This is a genomic window from Halarchaeum sp. CBA1220, assembly GCF_003721175.2.
In the GTDB taxonomy this organism is placed as follows: Archaea; Halobacteriota; Halobacteria; order Halobacteriales; family Halobacteriaceae; genus Halarchaeum; species Halarchaeum grantii.
The window spans coordinates 1,046,943-1,064,341 of record NZ_CP054707.1 but is presented as its reverse complement, the minus strand read 5'-3'; the positions used below and the strand labels follow the sequence as shown (position 1 = coordinate 1,064,341).

Sequence of the window (17,399 nt, the reverse complement as noted above, 5' to 3'; positions counted from 1 at the left end):
CCGTCAGTCGGCGGACTCGGCGTCGCCGCTGTGACCGCTCTCGGTCGCGGGCTGGGAGGGCTCCTCGGGCTGGGCTTCGGTGATGATGGAGTCGTCGGTCTCACCGAGGATTTCGCGCGCGGCCCGGTAGCTCGCGTAGACGATGGCGAGCAGGAACACCGTGAACGGCAGGGCGAGCACGCCGGCGAAGGACTCGATGGCGCCGAAGCCGGAGAGCTGGAGGCTCATGACGCCGAAGACGGCGAGGAGGACGCCCCACCACGCGCGGATTCGGGCGTTCGGGTTCTCGTCGCCGAGCGTGATCGCGGACACCATGAAGACGGCGGAGTCGAGCGAGGTGATGATGTAGCCGGCGATGACGAGCACGAAGATGACGGCGAGGAGTTCGCCGAACGGCGTGATGGAGAGCGCCGTCGAGATCGCCGAGGGGATGCCCGAGGACGTGTAGGCGGCGGTGACGGGTTCGCGGTAGCCGGGCGCGAGCACCCAGCCGCCGATGAGCGAGTGCTGGACCCACGTCAGGGCGGCGGGCGCGAGGACGAGCACGAGGAACATCTCGCGGATCGTCCGGCCCTTCGAGACGCGGGCGACGAAGCTCCCGACGAAGATGCTCCACGCGGCCCACCACGCCCACCAGAAGCCGGTCCACTGGCCGGCCCACGAGCTCGCGGTGCCGGGGACGGTGTAGAGCGAGAGCCGAAGCATGTTCGAGAGCCAGACGCCGGTGGCGTTCAGGCCGAGTTCGAGCATGTAGAGCGTCGGCCCGACGACGACGAGGAGCGCCATCGCGACGCCGATGAGCACCATCGTCGCGCGCGCGGCGTTCCGGATGCCGGCCCGGAGGCCGAGCCAGACGTCGAAGAGGAAGACCGCGCCGATGACGGCGAACAGCAGGTAGGTGAGCGACGCGGACTCGAGGCCGAACGTCCCGCCGAGGATGGAGGAGACGGTCTGCGCGCTGAACCCGAGCGTGGTCGCGATGCCGCCGATGGAGGCGACGATGGCGGAGAGGTTCACCAGCCAGTGGAACCAGCGGTGGTCCTCGACGCTGATGAGGTTGCCGAGCATCGCGCCGACCTTGTACTCGCCGACGCCCTGCGTGTAGACGATGATGCCGAACGCGATGCCCACCGGCAGGTACCACATCGCGAGGCCGGGGAAGACCTCGTGGATGTACATGAACGCGAGGCCGATGGTGGCCGGCGTCGCCGAGATCGGCATGTTCGGCGGCGGCGAGTTCGCGATGCTGATGGGTTCGCCGACGCCCCAGATGAGGATGGAGGCGCCGAAGCCGACGGTGAACACCATCGAGAGCCACGAGAACGTGTCGAAGTCGGGGGTGGCGTCCTCGCCGCCGATGCGGAGTTTCCCGTACTTGGAGAACGTGAGGGCGGTGACGAGGATGAGGAGGAGGAAGCCGAGGAGGATGAACCACCAGCCGAACCAGGTGAGTATCCAGTCGAACGCGCCGTTCATCGTCGTGCTCAACAGCGCGGGGTCGACGAGGCCGACGCCCGCGAGCCCGAGGAGGACGCCCATCGCGACGACGAACAGTCCGAGTTCGGCGCGGTCGGCGTCCTCGAGGCCGAAGAGGTAGCGGAGTGAGAGTTTCATGTGTGTAGGCGAGCGTCGGTCGGTCCCGGGTCGTGCGTGGACGGCCACTCGTCGTCGCCGGCCCCACGGGTGGGCAGCCGGTCGTCGATGCGTGAGCCTGCGGCCACCGCGCTCGCGCGGCCGCTCACCGTGTCGCGGTTCCGTCGAGTCATCGTAACGTAGCAGGGCTTGAGCGTCGTCCCACAGTTATACCCTGTGATAGACGCCCGAAATCGGCCACGACAGCCCTCGTGGGTGTCGTTCACACGTATCGCGAGGAAGTGGCGAGTCCCGCCCCATTCCCGCGACCGACGCGGTGCTATGGATACGCATAACCAACATCGTGCTTATACCCATACGACTCCTGACAGAACAGTATGGTTTTCTCCCTCCCTCCGCTCGCGCCGCCCGCGGACCCGGCGGCGTGGTACGCCCCGGACGTCCGCGCGCAGTACGAGCCCCACCCCGGCACCGTCGTCACCGTCCGCGACGACGGCGCGGGCTTCACGTACGACGTCCGCGAACCCGTCCTCCCCGCCGCCGACGCCGCCGCCCGCGAGCGCGTCGAAGCCCACTTCGCCGACGCCCACCTCGAACGCCCGCTCACCCGCGAAGGCACCGTCGAGCGCGCCGCCGCCGGCCTCGACGCGAAGTACCGCCGCATCGTCGACCGACTCGCCCCGGACGCGCCCGCGAGCAGGCGCCGCCTCCGGTACTACGCCCTTCGGGACCTGCGCTGTCTCGGCGACCTCACCGCGTACGCCCTCGACGAGCGCATCGAAGTCGCCGACGCCGCCGACGACCACCTCGTCGTCCACACCACCGACTACGCGCCCGCGCGAACGCGACTCCCCGCGCGACCCGCCCACCTCGGGCGCTTCCTCTCCGAGCGACTCGACGCCTACACCGTGCCGTTCGGCGAGTTCGACGTCCCCGTCGTCGTCTACCGCGAACACCTCCTCGGCGCCGACCCCTTCGACCTGCAGTACGCCGTCCAGGAACCCCCGCTCCTCCCCGGCGACGCCGAACTCGTCGACGCCTGCAAGGACGCCATCTGGGAGACGAACGTCGACGACGTCGTCGACGACCGGACGCGCTTCGTCCGCGAGTACGCCGAGGGCCACCTCTCGCGCGCGCTCAGCGCCCGTCAGACCCGCGCGTGGCGCGACGCGCTCGCCTATCGCGCCCGGAGCGCGCTCGCCGCCTACGACCTCGCCGTCCCGCCCGTGAGCCGGCGCTTCAGCGCCGACCGCCTCGACGACCTCGTCTACTACGTCCTCCGGGACTTCGTCGGCGACGGCGAACTCACCGTCCCCATCCGCGACGACCGCCTCGAAGACGTCGAAGCCAACCGCGTCGGCGAGCGCGTGAAGGTCGTTCCCCGGGGCGGCGACGAGCGCGTCCCCACGAACCTCGTCTTCGAGGACGAGACGCACTTCGTCAGCCTCGTCACCCAGCTCGCCGCCCACGACGGCGTCGAGCTGAACGCCGCCAACCCCTCGGCGAAGGTGAACCTCCGCCCGCCGGAGGTGGACGCCGACGTCACCATCCGCTGTGCGGTCGCGCTCCCCGTCATCAGCGAGGGCGGCCCGCACGTCTCCATCCGCAAGCAGGCCCCCGACCCGCTCACGCCCGTCGACCTCGTCGCGCAGGGCAGCATCCCCACCGAGGCCGTCGCGATGCTCTGGATGGCCTACGAGCGCCACGCCGCCGTCCTCTTCAGCGGCCCCACCGGCGCCGGGAAGACCACGCTCATGAACGCCCACCTCCCCTTCGTCCCCTTCGACGAGCGCCCCATCAGCATCGACGAGGGCTCCCGCGAGGTCAGACTCCCCCACGAGACCGGCGTCTCCCTCATCACGCGCGACCACGAGAACCCCTTCAAGCGCGTGACGATGGCCGACCTCATGACCGAGACGAACTACCTGAACCCCGACGTCGAGGTCATCGCGGAGATCAACACGCCCGCGAGCTTCGAGACGTTCGGCGAGGTCCTCAACACCGGCCACGGCGTCATCGGGACGACGCACGCCGAGGACATGGAGACGCTCGTCAACCGCGTCGTCGAGCGCGGCCTCCCCGCCTACCTCCTCCGCGAAGTCGACTTAGTGGTGTTCCCCCGCCACGTCGACGGCGCCCGCTACGTCGGCGAACTCGTCGAACTCGTTCGGGACGCCGACGCCCCCGCCGACGGCGAAATCGTGAAGGGCGAGACGACGGTCAGGTATCGCCGCCTCGTCGCGCGCACCCACGACGGCGGCTTCGACGTCCGGGACGCCGACTCCGCGTTCTTCGCGCGCCTCGCCGCCCGCACCGACCGGAGCGTCGGCGCCGTCCGGGCCGAGTACGAGCGCAAGCACCGCTACGTCCGCTACCTCGTCGAGGAGGACGTCCGGGACGCCGACGCCCTCTTCGCGTTCCTCGCCGACCTCCGGGTCGACGAGGCCGCGACCGTCGAGCGCATCCGCGGCGAGCGCAGCGCCCGCACCGACGGGGGCGAGCGGTGAGTCGGCAGTTCGACGCGCTCGACCGGGCGTGCTACGCGCTCTTCGGCGAGCGCGCCGCGACGCCGCGCCACGACCGCGACCGCCAGCACTACCGCGCGACCACCGTTCGCGCCGGCTTCGACGTCTACCTCGCGCGCGTCTACGCGCTCGCCACTCTCCTGGGATTCCTCACCGGCGCGCTGAGCGCCGGCGCGCTCCTCGTCCTCGCCGGCACTCTCCTCGAATCGCTCCCCGTGCCGCCGCTCGCCGTCGCGCTCCCCGTCGGTCTGGTCGTCGGCGTCCTCGCCGGCGACACGACGATACGCGCGGGCGGGCGCTACCTCCAGTTGCAGGCCCGCGCGCGGCGCGCCGACATCGAGCGCACGCTCCCCGGCGCCGTGCGCTACCTCCGCGTCCTCGCCTCCGGCGGTGCCGACGAGCGCACCCTCGTCCAGCGCGTCGCCGAGCGCCCCGACGCCTTCGGCGAGACCGCCGTCGAGTTCCGCGCGGTCCACTCGCGCACCGCCCTCACCGGGAGTATCGACGAGGCGCTTCGCGGCGTCGCACGCGACACGCCCTCGCGCGACCTGCTCGCGCCCTTCCTCCTGAAGTTCCGCGAACACGCCCAGCAGGGCCCGGACGCCGTCGAGAGCTACCTCGAACTCGAAGCGCGCATGCTCGCGAACCGCCAGTCGCGCGCCGACCGCGAAGCCGCCGGCGTCCTCGAACTCCTCGCCGAGCTCTTCGTCGTCCTCCTCGTCGTCCCCGTCCTCCTCGTCATCGTCGTCACCGTTCTCGGCGTGCTCGCGCCGTCGCTCGGCCGCACCGTCCCCACCGTCGTCGGTCCCGTGACGCTGCGCGCGCTCGTCGTCTACGGCTGTGCGGCGTGCGCCGTCGTCGTCGGCGCGGGCGCCGCGACGCTCGTCGACTCCCTGCGCCCCGCCGGCTACGGCCTCGACTGGTACGCCCGGAGCGCCGACCTCCCCGGAGTCGTCCGTGGCGCGCTCGACAACCCCGCGGACGCCATCGTCGCCCTCCCCGTCATCGGCGTCCTCGTCGGCGTCGCCCTCTGGCTCGCCGGCGTCGACGCCGTCAGCAGCGCGCTCCTCGGCTACGCCGCCGGGGCCGTCCCCGTCGGCCTCGTCGCCGTCCGGCGCGCCCGCCGCGACGACGCGAAGGACCGCGAAATCAAGGACTTCGTCCACGGCGTCGCCGGCTACGTCGGCCTCGGGAACCCGCTCCCGCGCGCCGTCGACGCCGTCGCCCGCGACGGCCACCTCGGCCCCCTCAAAGCCGACGTCGCCGACCTCTCGTTCAACCTCGGCCTCACCGCCTACGGCGACGAGGTCCGCCGCGAGGCGCTCGCGCGCTTCACCAGCAAGGTCGGGACGCCGCTCGCCGACCAGTCCATCGGCCTCGTCACCGGCGCGCTCGACACCGGGAGCGACGCCGAGACCGCCTTCGAGGCGCTCCAGACCGAGATCGGCCGCCTCTACGACGAGCGCAAGGGCCTGCGCTCGCAGCTCCAGATCTACGTCGCGGTCGGCTGGACGACCGCGCTCCTCGTCGTCGGCATCGTCGTCGTCGTGAACGCCTACGTCCTCGGGAGCTTCGCGCAGCTCGCCGCCGTCCACGGCGTCGGCGCGAGCCTCGCCATCGACCCGGGCGCCGTCGACCCCGAGCGCGACCGCTATCGCTTCTACGTCGTCACGCAGGCGACGATGCTCGCCTGCGGCTGGTTCGCGGGCGCCGCGAGTCGCGGGCGCTACGAGGCGCTCCTCCACTCCGGCGCGCTCGTCGCGCTCACGTACGCCGTCTTCGCGCTCACGGGGATGATGGGATGAGTCGCGGCCAATCGCACGTCGTCGGCATCGTCCTCCTCCTCGGCCTCGCGATGCTCTCGCTCACCACCATCACCGCCGGCGTCGGCGTCGTCGTCGACGACACCGCCGCCGGCGCGGACGCGACGCGCGTCGCCACCGCGCTCGACGACGCCTTCCGCCCCACCGCGCTCGCGGGCACGCGGACGGTGTCGGTTCCGTTCGCCGACGGCGACCTCCACACCGAGTCGCGCACGGTCAGCGTCCTCGACGCGAACGGCACCGCCGTCTACGAGACCCACACGAACGCCGTCGTCTTCGACGCCGCCGGCCACGGCGTCACCAGCCTCGCGGGCGCGACGCTCACCCGGAGCGGCGACTGGGCGCAGGTCCGGCGCGGCCTCCCCGTCACCGTCGGCGAGGACGTCCTCGTCGTCGGCGTCGTCCGCGTTCGCGGCGACGTCGCCGTCTCCGGGAACGGCGGGACGGGCGCCCGCCTCGAAACCACCGTCGCGCACGAGCGCCGCGCCCTCGGGCCGGGCGACTATCGCCTCGCCGTCGAGACCGACCACCCCGAGGCGTTCGCGTCGTACTACGCCGAGCGGAACGTCACCGTCACGACGCGCCACAGCGACGCGGGCCGCACGACCGTCGAGCTCGACTTCCCGCCCGCCACCCACGCGTACGTCGTCGTCCACGACGTCGAGGTGTCGACGTGACCGACCGCGGGATGACGCCCGTCGTCGCGAAGACGCTCGAAATCGGCATCGTCCTCCTCTACGTCGCGCTCGTCACCGCCGCGCTCTACGGCGGCGTCGTCCCGAGCGCGCAGGCGGACGCCGCGCACGTCGTCGGCGACCGAACGCTGAACGCCGCCGCCACGAGCGTCGAGGACGCCGTCCCCGGGGTCGCCGCCGACGCCGTCACCGTCCGCGCACGCGTCGCGCTCCCCGACACCATCGGCGGCCAGCCGTACGCGCTCCGCGCGGAGGACCGAACGCTCGTCCTCGACAGCCCCGTCACCGGCGTCGGCGGCCGCGCGGCACTGAGCCTCCCCGAGCGCGTCGCCGGCGTCTCGGGCGAGTGGCACAGCGGGCGCGACCTGCTCGTCGTCGTCACCGGCGGCGACGCCCTCAGCGTCGAACTCCGCGAGGTGGGGCGATGAGCGGGCGCGCGCAGGCGAACCTGCTCGCTCTCTGCGTCGCCCTCCTCCTCGTCTCCGGCGCGCTCGGCGTCGCGCTCGCGTTCGCCGGCGGCGCGTTCGGGAGCGTCGACAGGAGCTCCGATGACGCCCGGCTCGCGGACTCGCTCGCCGCGAGCGCCGTCGCGGCCGACGGCCCGCTCGCGATGCGCGCGAACGTCCTCGACCGCGACGCGCTCGACGGCCTGGATGCGGCGTCGGTCGAGGCGGCGTTCCCGGCGGCGCGCGGCCACGCCGTCCGCCTCACGCTCGACGACGCGGTGCTCGCCGAAACCGGCGACGCGAGCGGCGGCGCGCGCGTCGACCGCCTCGTCCTCGTCGCCGAGCGCCAGACCCGCTCGTACGCGCCCGCGTTCGACGCGGACGCCGTGCTCTCGCTCCCCCGACGCACCGACCGCCTCACCGTCGCCGTCACCCCGCCGCAGGGCGTCGTCGTCGAATCCGTCTCCGTGGACGGCCGCGTCGTCCTCAGAGAGCCCGCAGTCGCCGGGGGGAACGCGACGACCGGGCACCCCACGGGCGGGCTACACGGGACGTACGACGTCTCCGTGAGCCGGTATCGCGACGCGACCGTCACCGTCGCCGCGAGCGCGCCGCTCCCCGCCGGGAGCGTCGTCGTCACGTCGTATCCGGTCGTCACGCACAAGGCGACGCTGGGGGTGCGCGTCGATGCGTGAGGCCGACCGCGGCCAGCTCAGCCTCCCGGTCATCGAGGCGGCCATCGGCGTCGTCCTCGTGCTCGCGGTCGTCGTCGGGTTCACGCTCGGCGTCCCGCATCCGGACGGGACGGAGCGCCAACTCGACGCCTACGCGCACGACGCCGCGACCGTCCTCGCCGAGGAGCCGCCGCGTCACGGCGGCGCCACGCGACTCGAAGAAGTGAGCGCGTCCGCGGCGCGTTTCGAGCGCGAGCGCGCGGCGCTCGAAGCGCGCCTGACGCGCGTCCTCCCCGCGAACTGCATGTTCCGCGTCACGACGCCGCACGGCACCGTGGGCTATCCGCGCCCCGCCGGCGTCCCCGTCGGCGAGGCGACCGTGCCGACCGCCGGCGGTCCCGTCACGCTCGAGGTGTGGTACGTATGAGGGACCGTGGCCAGCTCGTCCTGATCGCGGCCGTCGTCGTCGCGCTCGCGTTCGTCCCGGTGCTGTTCGCCTACCTCCAGTTCGGCTACGCGGGCGACGCGTCCGCGATGACCGCACGCGACGACACCGGCGCGGCCACCGTCGCCGCGCTCGACCGGAGCGTGGACACCGCCACCCCCCTCCTCGCCCAGCAGTACGCGTGGGGCGCGCGGAGTCAGGCGGTCGCCGCCTACCGCGACGCGCTCGACACGCGCATCGACGGCATCACGGACGGCACCCTCGCGGCCGGGGGCGCAGTTATCGTCGCGTACGACGCGGACGGCGCGGCGGCGTACGCCGGCGCGCACTGCCCGTCCGGCGTCGGGCGGGCCTTCGGACCGTGCGAGGCGCATGACGGCGTCGTCGTCCAGGAGCGCGACGGCCGGGCGCACGTCGTCGCCGTCGCCGTCGACGTCACCGTCGTCACCGGCGGGAGCGAAACGCGCCTCAGTGTGGTCGTCGAGCGCGCCGGCTAGTCAGTCGGCGCTCGCGTCCGCGACGACGGCGTGGAGGCCCTTCGCGACCTCCTTGAGACCGACGTAGACGCAGCCCGCCCAGACGACGGCCGCGAGCGGGACGCCGAGCCACAGGTCGAGTTCCGAGAGGGCGGCGTCGGCCAGAAGCGTGCCGAGAGTGATGAGTGCCGTTCCGAGGAGACCGTAGAAGGCTCCGACTCGGACGGCATCGGTGCGCGTCATACGCACCGTGAGACGAGCGGCACTCATGAAGGTAGGGTACGACGCACGCGCGTTCGGCGGGGGCGGCCGTAGGTTCCACGCGCGAGGTGAGAGCGCGTCTTACGCGTCGTCGGCGTCGCCGACCGGGTCGAAGCCGAGTTCGGCGGCGCGGGCCTCGGCCTCCTCGCGGGCCTGCGCGCGTATCTCCGCGATTCGGTCGGCGTCATCGAGGAACGCCGCGACGGCGTCCTGCCCGACCTCCGGGGAGTCGGGGGCGCGCTCGCGGGTGCGCTCGGCGAGCGCGGGGTCGCCCGCGAGCCGTTCGGCGAGCGCGTCGGGTTGGACGGCCGACGCCGCGTCGAGCGGCGGGTCGGCGTGCTCGTAGAAGCGGACGTGGAGCGGGCCGTCGAGGCCGGCGCGCGCGAGCGCCGCGACCGCGTCCGCGCCGACGGACCCCGCGGAGTGGCGAGCGCGCACCGGCACGCCGCCCTCGAAGGCCACGAGGCCGTCGCCGCCCTCGCCGAGGAGGAGCGCGTCGGCGGGGACGAGCTCCGCGTAGCCCGTGAGCGCGTCGTCGAGCGCCTGCGAGAGCGCGGCTCCGGGGTCGGCGACGACTCGGGAGTACGCGAGGTCGCCGCCGAGGTCCACGCCGACCGCCATCTAGATGGCCTCGGGGATGACGGCGCTGCGGAAGCGGTCGGCGAGCGCGTCGCCGTCGCCCGCGTCCACGTCGATGTTCGCGGCGGCGTCCCGGTAGGCCCGCGCGGCGGGGCTGTCGGGCGCGTACGCGAGGAGGGGGTCGCCGGCGCGGCGGGCGGCGCGCGCCGCGTCGTCGTCCGGCACCGTCCCCACGACGGGCCCCTCGAAGTAGCGCTCGGCCTTCGGCGCGATGGCGTCGATGCCGTCCTCGGGGCGGACCTTGTTGAAGAGGACGCCGGCGACGCCGGTCCCGTAGGACGCCGCGTACTCCTGGACCTTGAGCGCGTCCGAGAGCGCGGGAATCGTGGGCTGGGTGACGAGTATCGTGCGGTCCGCGAGGACGATGGGGAGGACGGACGCCGGCGAGCCGAGCGCCGCCGGCGAGTCGAGGAGGAGGACGTCGGTGTCGGCCGCGAGTTCGGCGACGACGTCGCGCAGGCGCGTCGGGTCGGCGTCGCGGAAGCCCGCGAGGTCCGTCCCGCAGGGGACGACGGTGAGCCCGAAGCGCTCGTAGCGGGCGTCCGCGACGGCGGCGTCGCTGTCGGTGAGCAGGAGGTCGTGGAGCGTCACCGGGGCGTCCTCGAGGCCGGCGTGAAAGAGCAGGTTCGCCATCCCCGTGTCCGCGTCCACGACGGTCACGTCGTACTCCTCGGCGAGTGCGAGTCCGAGCGCGAGCGTGCTCGTCGTCTTCCCGGTGCCGCCCTTCCCACTCGCGACGGCGAACGCTTCGACCATTTGACGTACATCGGCGAGCAGAGCGTATAAGCACGCTGGTGCGCTCGAGGGCGCGACGCTCGCGGACGGGGCCTTACGCGTCGGGACCGTCCTCGCGCAGCAGCGCGGCGAGGTCGTCGTCGTCGAGGTCCTCGAGGTCGGCAAAGCGCGTGTCGACGGCGTCGCGTGACCCCGCCTCGCCCCGGCGACACGCCTCGTAGAACTCGGTGACGGCGTGGCGATAGGAGACGAGACGGCGGGCGTGGTCGACGGCGGCGGCGACGCCGGCCGCATCCGAGGTCACGGCGTCGTAGCGCTCGCGCTCGGCCTTCGAGCGGACGTCGGTGAGCGCGACGACGGCGAGCGGCCCGTCGGATCGCTCGCGGGCGGCCGCGACGAGCGTTCGTGCATCCGAAACGGCGCCCGGATCGACCAGGAGAGCGCCGCCTTCGGGGATGGACTCGGGGAGGTCGTCGACGGAGTCGACGGGCACGCGCTCCTCGGTGAGCGCGGCGGCAACCGACGGATCCGGACCGGCAACCAGTATCACGGCTTCGGAGGATTTCGGCGCGTCGTGGATAATACTTTGGAAACGAGAGGTGAAATTACCGTCACACGCGGGTACAGCGCGGTCTACGGCGTCGCGGTTCGGTGCGCCACACGATGCGGTCGAGCGAGAGACTGGGCGGGTGTTTTGAGGTGAACTAGCACGTGTAATTAAGCCCAAAGTGGACGAATATTGTCGTGTCGGCCGCGCACTCGGGCGCGACCGACGGCAGACAATATGTCGAGTGAAACGAAAAACCTCCCCACGCAAGTCGGGGACACCAGCACGCAGCACAGTTCGGTCCGCAACGCGCTCTTCGCGTACGCCAAGCGAGCGCGTGACGGACTCGTGTACAGTTCCGCCTACCTCGTCGTCGTCGCGATAGCGATGGCGACCACGGTCACCTACGGCCTCTCGCTCTCGGCGTCGCCCGCGATTGCCGTCATCGGACTCGTCGTCTTCGCCGTCTACGTCGGCGACCGCATCGCCGACGTCGAGAGTGACGAGGCGTCGAACCCCGAGCGGAGCGCGTTCATCCGCCGCTACCGTCGCGTCCTCTCGATCCTCTCGGCCGGCGCGTACGGCGTCGCGGTCGCCCTCTCGGTCCTCGGCGGCCCCGACGCGCTCGCGCTCACGCTCCTCCCCGGCGCCTTCTGGATACTCTACGCCTCCGACTGGCTCCCGTCGACCGGCCTCTCCGTCGGCCGACTGAAGAACGTCCTCCTCGTCAACTCCGCCCTCGTCGCCGCCGGGTGGGTGCTCGCCGTCGTCGGCCTCCCGCTCGCGTTCGCCGACGCGGCGCTCACCCCGACCGTCGCCGTCGTCGCCACCTACATCTTCCTCGACGTCTTCGTCAACACCGAAATCCCGAACGTCCGCGACGCCGCCGGCGACGCCGCCATCGGCGTCGACACCCTCCCCGTCGTGCTCGGCGTCACGCGGACCCGTCGCGTCCTCTACGGTCTCGACGGCGTCCTCGGTGCCGTCCTCGTCGTCGCCGCCGTCCAGGGCGTCGTCCCGGCCGCGTTCGCCGGCGCCGTCCTCGTCGGCGTCGCCTACGCGTTCGGCCTCGCCGCCGCCGTCGGCCGGAGCGACCACCACGAGCTCCTCGCCGTCGCCGGCGAAGTCGAGCAGATCGTCGTCGTCCTCGTCCTCGCGGGACTCGTCACCGTCGGCGTCTGAACCGGCGGGCGTCGCACGAAACACATATTTCACGTACGACCGGTGACCAGTCACCATCCAATTGTTTTCTCGATTTTTGCGGTTGGTTTATGTCGATAGAGGATATCTGAGAGGGTAGCGGTGACACCCGAGACTGTACTGACGGGGCTGTTGTTCGTCTCCATCGGCGTCGGGTTCGCGGCCGCGATCCTCGCGTGGCGCGAGCGGCCCGAGCCCGGGGCGACACCGCTCGTCGCCCTCCTCGCCGCACAGAGCTGGTGGGCCGTGTGCATCGTCTTCCGACTCCGCGCGCCGACCGTCCCCGCCAAGCTCCTCTGGGCCGACCTCGCGTGGTTCGGCGTCGTCAGCGTCCCGCTCGCGTGGCTCCTCTTCGCCCTCGAATACACCGGCCGCGACACCTACGTCTCCCGGGGCACGTTCGCCGGCCTCGCAATCGTCCCCGTCGCCACCGTCGTGCTCGCGTTCACGACGCCGTACCACGACCTCCTCACCGTCCACGTGGACGCCGTCGCGGGGAGCGGCGTCCTCCAGGTCGAACACGGCGGCCCCTGGTACGCCGTCGTCGCCGGCTACACCTACCTCCTCGGCCTCGCGGGCGCAGTCGCCATCCTCGACCTCGTCTCGAGCGACTCCCTCCCCTTTCGCGGGCAGGCCGCCGCGCTCCTCCTCGGCGTCTCCGTCCCGTGGGCGACGAACGCCCTCTACCTCGTCGAGGCCCTCCCCACCGCCGGTATCGACCCGACGCCGATTGCCTTCTCCGTCTCCGGCGTCGCGTACCTCGGCGCACTCACCCAGTTCCGCCTCCTCCACACCAACCCCGCGCCGCGGAAACGCGCGCGACAGATCATCTTCGACGGGATGCAGGAAGGCGCCGTCGTCCTCGACACCAACGACTACGTCGTCGACGCCAACGACTACATCGCCGACGCGCTCGACACCCCGCGATGCGACCTCCTCGGCCGCCCCGCGAGGGCCGTCATCCCCGAGTACGAACGCCTCCCCGCTGAGGGCACCCTCGACGGCTACCTCACCATCGAGGCCGACACCGGCACCCGGCCGTTCGACGTCGGCGTGACGCCCGTCGAGAACGGGCGCGGCGACACCATCGGCCGCGTCGTCACCCTCCACGACGTCGGCCGCTACCTCCGACAGCAACAGCGCCTCGAAGTGCTGAACCGCGTCCTCCGACACAACATCCGCACCGAGACGAACGTCATACACGGCTACGCCGAGGAGTTCGGCGACGAGCGCGCCGCCGACATCATCAAAGAGCGCGCGCTCCGCATCGACGCCATCGGGCAGAAGGGCCGGGACGCCGTCGAGCTCTTCCAAGACGCGCGAAACGGCGAGCACGCGAGACGCCTCGACGACCTCCTCGACGCCTGCATCGCGGCCATCTACGAAGCCAACCCCGCGATCAGCATCGAACGGGAGTACGACCCCGACGACGTCGCCGTCGCCGTCTCCGGCCTCCTCGAACCCGTCCTCGAGAACCTCCTCGAGAACGCCGTCCGACACGGCGATCACGACAGCCCGACCGTCCGCGTCGACGTCGAGCGCGACGAGACCCGCGTCCACGTCACCATCACCGACGACGGCCCCGGCATCAACGACACCGAACTCGCCGTCCTCGAGGACGGAACCGAGAGCGCGCTCCGACACGGGAGCGGCCTCGGCCTCTGGATCGTCAAGTGGGGCACCGAGATGATGGGCGGCGACGTCAGCTTCGCCGAGAACGACCCGCACGGAACCGCCGTCACCGTCTCCGTCCCCGTCCTCGCGACCGACGACGCGTGAGGGGTGCGAGCTCGGAAGACCGTGTAGGACGTCCTCCACGACGTTTACGGCGGTTCCACTCCGCAACGGATCGACGGGAGAAGTAGTCCGCCCTCCCCGATTTGAACGGGGGGCAAGCCGATCTACAGTCGGCTGCTCTACCAGTCTGAGCTAAGGGCGGGCGCATCAAACAGTAGGCCGTGGGTCGAATTTAAGACTTCTCATTCGGCACCGGTGGTGCCACCTAGTTTGATGTATCCGGGGGCAGTACTGTGTGCCACCTCATGCCGAAGATAACGTTCCGGGCGGACGCCGAGCTCGTCGAGCGCGTCGAGGACCTCGACGCCTCGAAGAGCGAGGTGATGCGGCGTGCGCTCCGGGCGTACCTCGACGGGGGCGAGGCCGGCGACGCGGGGGCGGCGACGCGTAAGACGGAGCGCGGGACGATTGACGCGCTGGTGGAGGCACGGATCGACGAGCGCCTCGACGCGCGTCTCGACGAGCGGCGGGCGAGCGACGCTGGCGGACGCGGCGACGACGTGACGGTGAACGTGAACGTGAACGAGGCGCGCGCGAACCGGGACGGCGAGCGGGGTGGCGGTGCGGAGGCGGGCGTGGACGCGACGGAGTCGGTGCCCGACGCGCCGTCGGACGCGCCGGTGTGCTCGCAGTGCGGGGAGTCGCTCGACGACGGGCACGCGTTCTGCCCGAACTGCGGGGAGCGTGCGGCACGGCATCCGACGTGTGAGTGCGGCGCGGAGCTCCGCTCGGACTGGGCGTTCTGTCCGGACTGCGGGCGTCGGACGGTTTCGGCTGATGTATTCGACCGGTAAGACGAGCGTTTACACAGCCATTAACTATTTATGCAGGTCCGTTGTCGTTGTGGGTACGTAAGACGGGCGTCTTACATTGAATCGGCGTGATGCGGTGCGATACGCCCGGTTCGAGGCGGTCGTAAGACAGAGAACGGGGATGACCCCGCCGTCTTGCAGGGGAATACAACAATGGAGCGTGTGACACTCCGGATTCCGAAGCAGCAGATCGAGGAGGTCGAGCAGATGGTCGAACTCGGGAAGTACCCGAACCGATCCGAGGCCATCCGCTCCGCCGTCCGCGAGATGCTGGACGAACAGACCGACTCACAGTCGAACGAAAACCGCAGCTGGGCGAAGGTGTAATATGCAAGACATCGTCAATCAAGCCCTCGAGAACGCGGAGGCCGAACAGCGAGACCTGAGCGACGTCGACAACGAGGGTGACGAGTTCGGCGACCCGCGAATCGTCATCGTCGGCTGCGGCGGCGCCGGCAACAACACGATCAACCGGCTGTACAACATCGGCGTTGAGGGCGCAGACACCGTCGCTATCAACACCGACAAACAGCACCTGCAGATGATCGAGGCCGACACGAAGATCCTCGTCGGGAAGTCCCTGACGAACGGCCTCGGCGCCGGTGGCGACCCCTCGATGGGCGAGCGCGCCACCGAGATGGCCCAGGGCACGATCAAGGAGGTCCTCGGTGACGCCGACCTCGTCTTCGTGACTGCGGGCATGGGTGGCGGGACGGGGACGGGTGCGGCGCCCGTCGTCTCGAAGATCGCCAAGGAGCAGGGCGCCATCGTCGTCGGGATGGTCTCGACGCCGTTCAACGTCGAGCGCGCCCGCACTGTGAAGGCCGAGGAGGGCCTGGAGAAACTCCGCGAGGAAGCGGACTCCATCATCGTCCTCGACAACAACCGGCTCCTCGATTACGTCCCGAACCTCCCGATTGGAAAGGCGTTCTCCGTGATGGACCAGATCATCGCGGAGACCGTGAAGGGCATCTCGGAGACCATCACCCAGCCCTCGCTCATCAACCTCGACTACGCCGACATGACCGCGATCATGAACCAGGGCGGCGTCGCGGTGATGCTCGTGGGCGAGACGCAGGACAAGAACAAGACGGACGAAGTGGTGAAGGACGCGATGAATCACCCGCTCCTCGACGTCGACTACCGGGGTGCCTCGGGTGGCCTCGTCCACATTACTGGTGGACCGGACCTCACGCTCAAAGAGGCCGAGGGCATCGCGGACAACATCACCGAGCGCCTCGACGCCTCCGCGAACGTCATCTGGGGCGCTCGGATTCAGGAGAACTACAAGGGCAAGGTCCGCGTCATGGCGATCATGACCGGCGTCCAGTCCGCGCAGGTCCTCGGCCCGAGCACGCAGAAGCAGGCCGATAAGTCCCGCGCGGAGCTCCGCGAGGTCGAGGCGGACGGCGCCTCCTCCACGTCCGAGTGGGAGGGCGCGCACAGCGACGGCGGGCAGGACGAGATCGAGCAGAACAACGGCCTCGACGTCATCCGCTAGGCGGTCCTTCTTTCCGAACGCGTGACCGGGAGTCGCTCCCGTCACGGCTTCGCCGTCCCGACGCCGCAGTCGCGTAGTGTCGCGTCAGACGTGTAAGACGCGTCAGTCGGCGGCGTGGACGGCGTCGACGAGGTAGCACTTCCGGCAGACGTCCCGCGTAGTGGGCGCGCCGCACTCCTCGCACTCGTTCAGGTCGGCCTCGCTCCCTGCGGAGCGATAGCGGTCGGCGGCCATCGCCGCCATCTCCTCGTAGCCCGCCATGATGCTGTGTCTGGTGCCGGGGTGGGCGTCCTCGAGCGAGAGGAGGAGGTCCTGTATCTCGCCGCGAAAGGCCTCGCTCGAGTGCGGGCACTCGGCCATGTGGACGGGGAGGTCGCGCAGTTGGGCGTAGAGCGCGACTTCCTTCTCGGGGATGTCCCGGAGCGGCTTCGCGCGCGGGACCATCCCCCCCTGCTCGTTGCGCTCGTCGAACGGCCCGAGGGAGGCGTCGAAATGCTTGCCCATCTGCTCGACGTTCCCCTCGAGGACGTTCATGAGCGCGGTCTCGGCCTCGTCGTCGAGGTTGTGGCCGGTGAGGAGTTTGTCGGCCTTGTACCCCTGCGCGTACGTCGCGAGGAGGTCGCGCCGGAAGACGCCGCAGTACGCACAGGGGGCCATCTCCTCGGGGTCGGAGTCGACGACGTCGTCCATCTCGACGTCGAACTCCTCGCTGTAGGAGACGACTTCGTGGTCGATGTCGAGGTCGGCGACGAGTTCCTCGCAGGCGTCAACGCTCTTGTCGCGGTAGCCCGCGATGCCCTCGTGGATGGTGAGCGCGACGAGTTCGACGCGGGGGTCCTCGGCGAACGTCTCGTGGAGGATCTGCGTGAGCACCACGGAGTCCTTCCCGCCGGAGAGGCCGACGAGCCACGTCTGCGGGTCGTCGGGCGTCGCGGAACTCGGGAGGAGGTCGTCCTCGCGGATCCGTCGGCGCACGCGACGCTCGACGGACTCCCGGAAGTGGCGCTCGCAGAGATGCGTCCCCGAGTACGCCGCGTGCATGACCGCCTCGCGGTCGCACTTCGTACACTCCATCGCGTGCGTCTTACGCGCGGAGGCGTTTGACCTGTTCGGTCGCCGGACCCGCGATGCCTAGCTTCTTGGCGCGCGCTACCGTCACACGAGCCATGACGCAGACGACGCGATTCGGAGCGGATCGGACGCGGCGCGGTGCGCCGCGAACCCCCGGGC

General features: G+C 71.0%; 18 protein-coding genes and 1 tRNA gene. 12 read left to right on the top strand and 7 right to left on the bottom strand.

Going from position 1 to position 17,399, the window contains the following annotated elements:
* Nucleotides 1–3: 3 nt before the first annotated feature.
* On the bottom strand, nt 4–1,614 hold the full coding sequence (locus tag EFA46_RS05700) for a BCCT family transporter (protein ID WP_123074221.1): 1,611 nt from the start codon (nt 1,612–1,614) through the stop codon (nt 4–6).
* Nucleotides 1,615–1,970: 356 nt separating this feature from the next.
* Between EFA46_RS05700 and EFA46_RS05695 the strand changes: the two genes are divergently transcribed.
* The 7 genes from EFA46_RS05695 to EFA46_RS05665 are packed head-to-tail and all read left to right on the top strand — an operon-like array spanning nt 1,971 to nt 8,698.
* Nucleotides 1,971–4,100, top strand: coding sequence for a type II/IV secretion system ATPase subunit (locus tag EFA46_RS05695; protein ID WP_123074222.1), 2,130 nt, complete (start codon nt 1,971–1,973; stop codon nt 4,098–4,100).
* Entirely contained in the window at nt 4,097–5,923 is a 1,827-nt protein-coding gene (locus EFA46_RS05690; RefSeq protein ID WP_123074223.1) for a type II secretion system F family protein, read from the top strand. Before EFA46_RS05695 ends, EFA46_RS05690 begins: the two co-directional genes overlap by 4 nt.
* On the top strand, nt 5,920–6,618 hold the full coding sequence (locus tag EFA46_RS05685; RefSeq protein WP_123074224.1) for a type IV pilin: 699 nt from the start codon (nt 5,920–5,922) through the stop codon (nt 6,616–6,618). The genes EFA46_RS05690 and EFA46_RS05685 overlap by 4 nt, the downstream gene beginning before the upstream one ends.
* Complete coding sequence (locus EFA46_RS05680; RefSeq protein ID WP_123074225.1) at nt 6,615–7,064, top strand: hypothetical protein; 450 nt, start codon at nt 6,615–6,617, stop codon at nt 7,062–7,064. Before EFA46_RS05685 ends, EFA46_RS05680 begins: the two co-directional genes overlap by 4 nt.
* Nucleotides 7,061–7,777 (top strand): hypothetical protein, encoded by a 717-nt coding sequence (locus tag EFA46_RS05675; RefSeq protein WP_123074226.1) that lies wholly within the window; start codon nt 7,061–7,063, stop codon nt 7,775–7,777. Before EFA46_RS05680 ends, EFA46_RS05675 begins: the two co-directional genes overlap by 4 nt.
* Nucleotides 7,770–8,183 carry a hypothetical protein gene (locus tag EFA46_RS05670; RefSeq protein ID WP_123074227.1) on the top strand — a complete coding sequence of 138 codons (414 nt, stop codon included), beginning with the start codon at nt 7,770–7,772 and terminating at the stop codon, nt 8,181–8,183. Before EFA46_RS05675 ends, EFA46_RS05670 begins: the two co-directional genes overlap by 8 nt.
* Nucleotides 8,180–8,698, top strand: a complete 519-nt coding sequence (locus EFA46_RS05665) for a hypothetical protein (protein ID WP_123074228.1) — start codon at nt 8,180–8,182, stop codon at nt 8,696–8,698. The genes EFA46_RS05670 and EFA46_RS05665 overlap by 4 nt, the downstream gene beginning before the upstream one ends.
* On the opposite strand, the gene EFA46_RS05660 is transcribed toward EFA46_RS05665, so the two are convergent.
* The 4 genes from EFA46_RS05660 to EFA46_RS05645 all read right to left on the bottom strand — a co-directional run bounded on the left by EFA46_RS05660 (nt 8,699) and on the right by EFA46_RS05645 (nt 10,862).
* Nucleotides 8,699–8,920: a hypothetical protein gene (locus tag EFA46_RS05660; protein ID WP_123074229.1), complete on the bottom strand. Its 222-nt coding sequence runs from the start codon at nt 8,918–8,920 to the stop codon at nt 8,699–8,701.
* A 99-nt stretch (nt 8,921–9,019) separates the two neighbouring features.
* A complete protein-coding gene (locus EFA46_RS05655) occupies nt 9,020–9,559 on the bottom strand; it encodes a hypothetical protein (RefSeq protein WP_123074230.1) in 540 nt (179 codons plus the stop codon).
* Nucleotides 9,560–10,333, bottom strand: coding sequence for a P-loop NTPase (locus EFA46_RS05650; RefSeq protein ID WP_123074231.1), 774 nt, complete (start codon nt 10,331–10,333; stop codon nt 9,560–9,562).
* Nucleotides 10,334–10,406: 73 nt separating this feature from the next.
* Nucleotides 10,407–10,862, bottom strand: coding sequence for a hypothetical protein (locus EFA46_RS05645; protein ID WP_123074232.1), 456 nt, complete (start codon nt 10,860–10,862; stop codon nt 10,407–10,409).
* Between the two features lie 234 nt (nt 10,863–11,096).
* Here EFA46_RS05645 and EFA46_RS05640 point away from each other — a divergent pair, with 234 nt between their 5' ends.
* Nucleotides 11,097–12,041 (top strand): UbiA family prenyltransferase, encoded by a 945-nt coding sequence (locus EFA46_RS05640; RefSeq protein ID WP_123074233.1) that lies wholly within the window; start codon nt 11,097–11,099, stop codon nt 12,039–12,041.
* A gap of 120 nt (nt 12,042–12,161) precedes the next feature.
* Nucleotides 12,162–13,838: a histidine kinase N-terminal 7TM domain-containing protein gene (locus EFA46_RS05635; RefSeq protein ID WP_218182508.1), complete on the top strand. Its 1,677-nt coding sequence runs from the start codon at nt 12,162–12,164 to the stop codon at nt 13,836–13,838.
* Between the two features lie 86 nt (nt 13,839–13,924).
* On the opposite strand, the gene EFA46_RS05630 is transcribed toward EFA46_RS05635, so the two are convergent.
* Nucleotides 13,925–13,998, bottom strand: a tRNA-Tyr gene (locus tag EFA46_RS05630).
* Nucleotides 13,999–14,101: 103 nt separating this feature from the next.
* On the opposite strand from EFA46_RS05630, the gene EFA46_RS05625 reads away from it, so the two are divergent.
* The 3 genes from EFA46_RS05625 (at nt 14,102) to ftsZ (ending at nt 16,169) form a co-directional block, all read left to right on the top strand.
* On the top strand, nt 14,102–14,650 hold the full coding sequence (locus EFA46_RS05625) for a zinc-ribbon domain-containing protein (RefSeq protein ID WP_123074234.1): 549 nt from the start codon (nt 14,102–14,104) through the stop codon (nt 14,648–14,650).
* 171 nt (nt 14,651–14,821) lie between these two features.
* The gene (locus EFA46_RS05620; protein ID WP_123074235.1) at nt 14,822–14,995 is read left to right on the top strand and encodes a ribbon-helix-helix domain-containing protein; all 174 of its coding nucleotides are present in this window, start codon (nt 14,822–14,824) and stop codon (nt 14,993–14,995) included.
* A 1-nt stretch (nt 14,996) separates the two neighbouring features.
* Entirely contained in the window at nt 14,997–16,169 is a 1,173-nt protein-coding gene (gene ftsZ / locus EFA46_RS05615) for a cell division protein FtsZ (protein ID WP_123074236.1), read from the top strand.
* 102 nt (nt 16,170–16,271) lie between these two features.
* Here the strand turns inward: ftsZ and EFA46_RS05610 are convergent, their stop codons facing one another.
* Nucleotides 16,272–17,243, bottom strand: a complete 972-nt coding sequence (locus EFA46_RS05610; RefSeq protein ID WP_123074237.1) for a TIGR00269 family protein — start codon at nt 17,241–17,243, stop codon at nt 16,272–16,274.
* Between the last annotated feature and the right edge of the window lie 156 nt (nt 17,244–17,399).

Bases quoted from the DNA above. Each gene is read 5' to 3' on its own strand.
- EFA46_RS05700 (WP_123074221.1), bottom strand. From the start codon at position 1,614: ATGAAACTCTCACTCCGCTACCTCTTCGGCCTCGAGGACGCCGACCGC.
- EFA46_RS05695 (WP_123074222.1), top strand. From the start codon at position 1,971: ATGGTTTTCTCCCTCCCTCCGCTCGCGCCGCCCGCGGACCCGGCGGCG.
- EFA46_RS05685 (WP_123074224.1), top strand. From the start codon at position 5,920: ATGAGTCGCGGCCAATCGCACGTCGTCGGCATCGTCCTCCTCCTCGGC.
- EFA46_RS05675 (WP_123074226.1), top strand. From the start codon at position 7,061: ATGAGCGGGCGCGCGCAGGCGAACCTGCTCGCTCTCTGCGTCGCCCTC.
- EFA46_RS05670 (WP_123074227.1), top strand. From the start codon at position 7,770: ATGCGTGAGGCCGACCGCGGCCAGCTCAGCCTCCCGGTCATCGAGGCG.
- EFA46_RS05665 (WP_123074228.1), top strand. From the start codon at position 8,180: ATGAGGGACCGTGGCCAGCTCGTCCTGATCGCGGCCGTCGTCGTCGCG.
- EFA46_RS05660 (WP_123074229.1), bottom strand. From the start codon at position 8,920: ATGACGCGCACCGATGCCGTCCGAGTCGGAGCCTTCTACGGTCTCCTC.
- EFA46_RS05655 (WP_123074230.1), bottom strand. From the start codon at position 9,559: ATGGCGGTCGGCGTGGACCTCGGCGGCGACCTCGCGTACTCCCGAGTC.
- EFA46_RS05650 (WP_123074231.1), bottom strand. From the start codon at position 10,333: ATGGTCGAAGCGTTCGCCGTCGCGAGTGGGAAGGGCGGCACCGGGAAG.
- EFA46_RS05640 (WP_123074233.1), top strand. From the start codon at position 11,097: ATGTCGAGTGAAACGAAAAACCTCCCCACGCAAGTCGGGGACACCAGC.
- EFA46_RS05625 (WP_123074234.1), top strand. From the start codon at position 14,102: ATGCCGAAGATAACGTTCCGGGCGGACGCCGAGCTCGTCGAGCGCGTC.
- EFA46_RS05620 (WP_123074235.1), top strand. From the start codon at position 14,822: ATGGAGCGTGTGACACTCCGGATTCCGAAGCAGCAGATCGAGGAGGTC.
- ftsZ (WP_123074236.1), top strand. From the start codon at position 14,997: ATGCAAGACATCGTCAATCAAGCCCTCGAGAACGCGGAGGCCGAACAG.
- EFA46_RS05610 (WP_123074237.1), bottom strand. From the start codon at position 17,243: ATGGAGTGTACGAAGTGCGACCGCGAGGCGGTCATGCACGCGGCGTAC.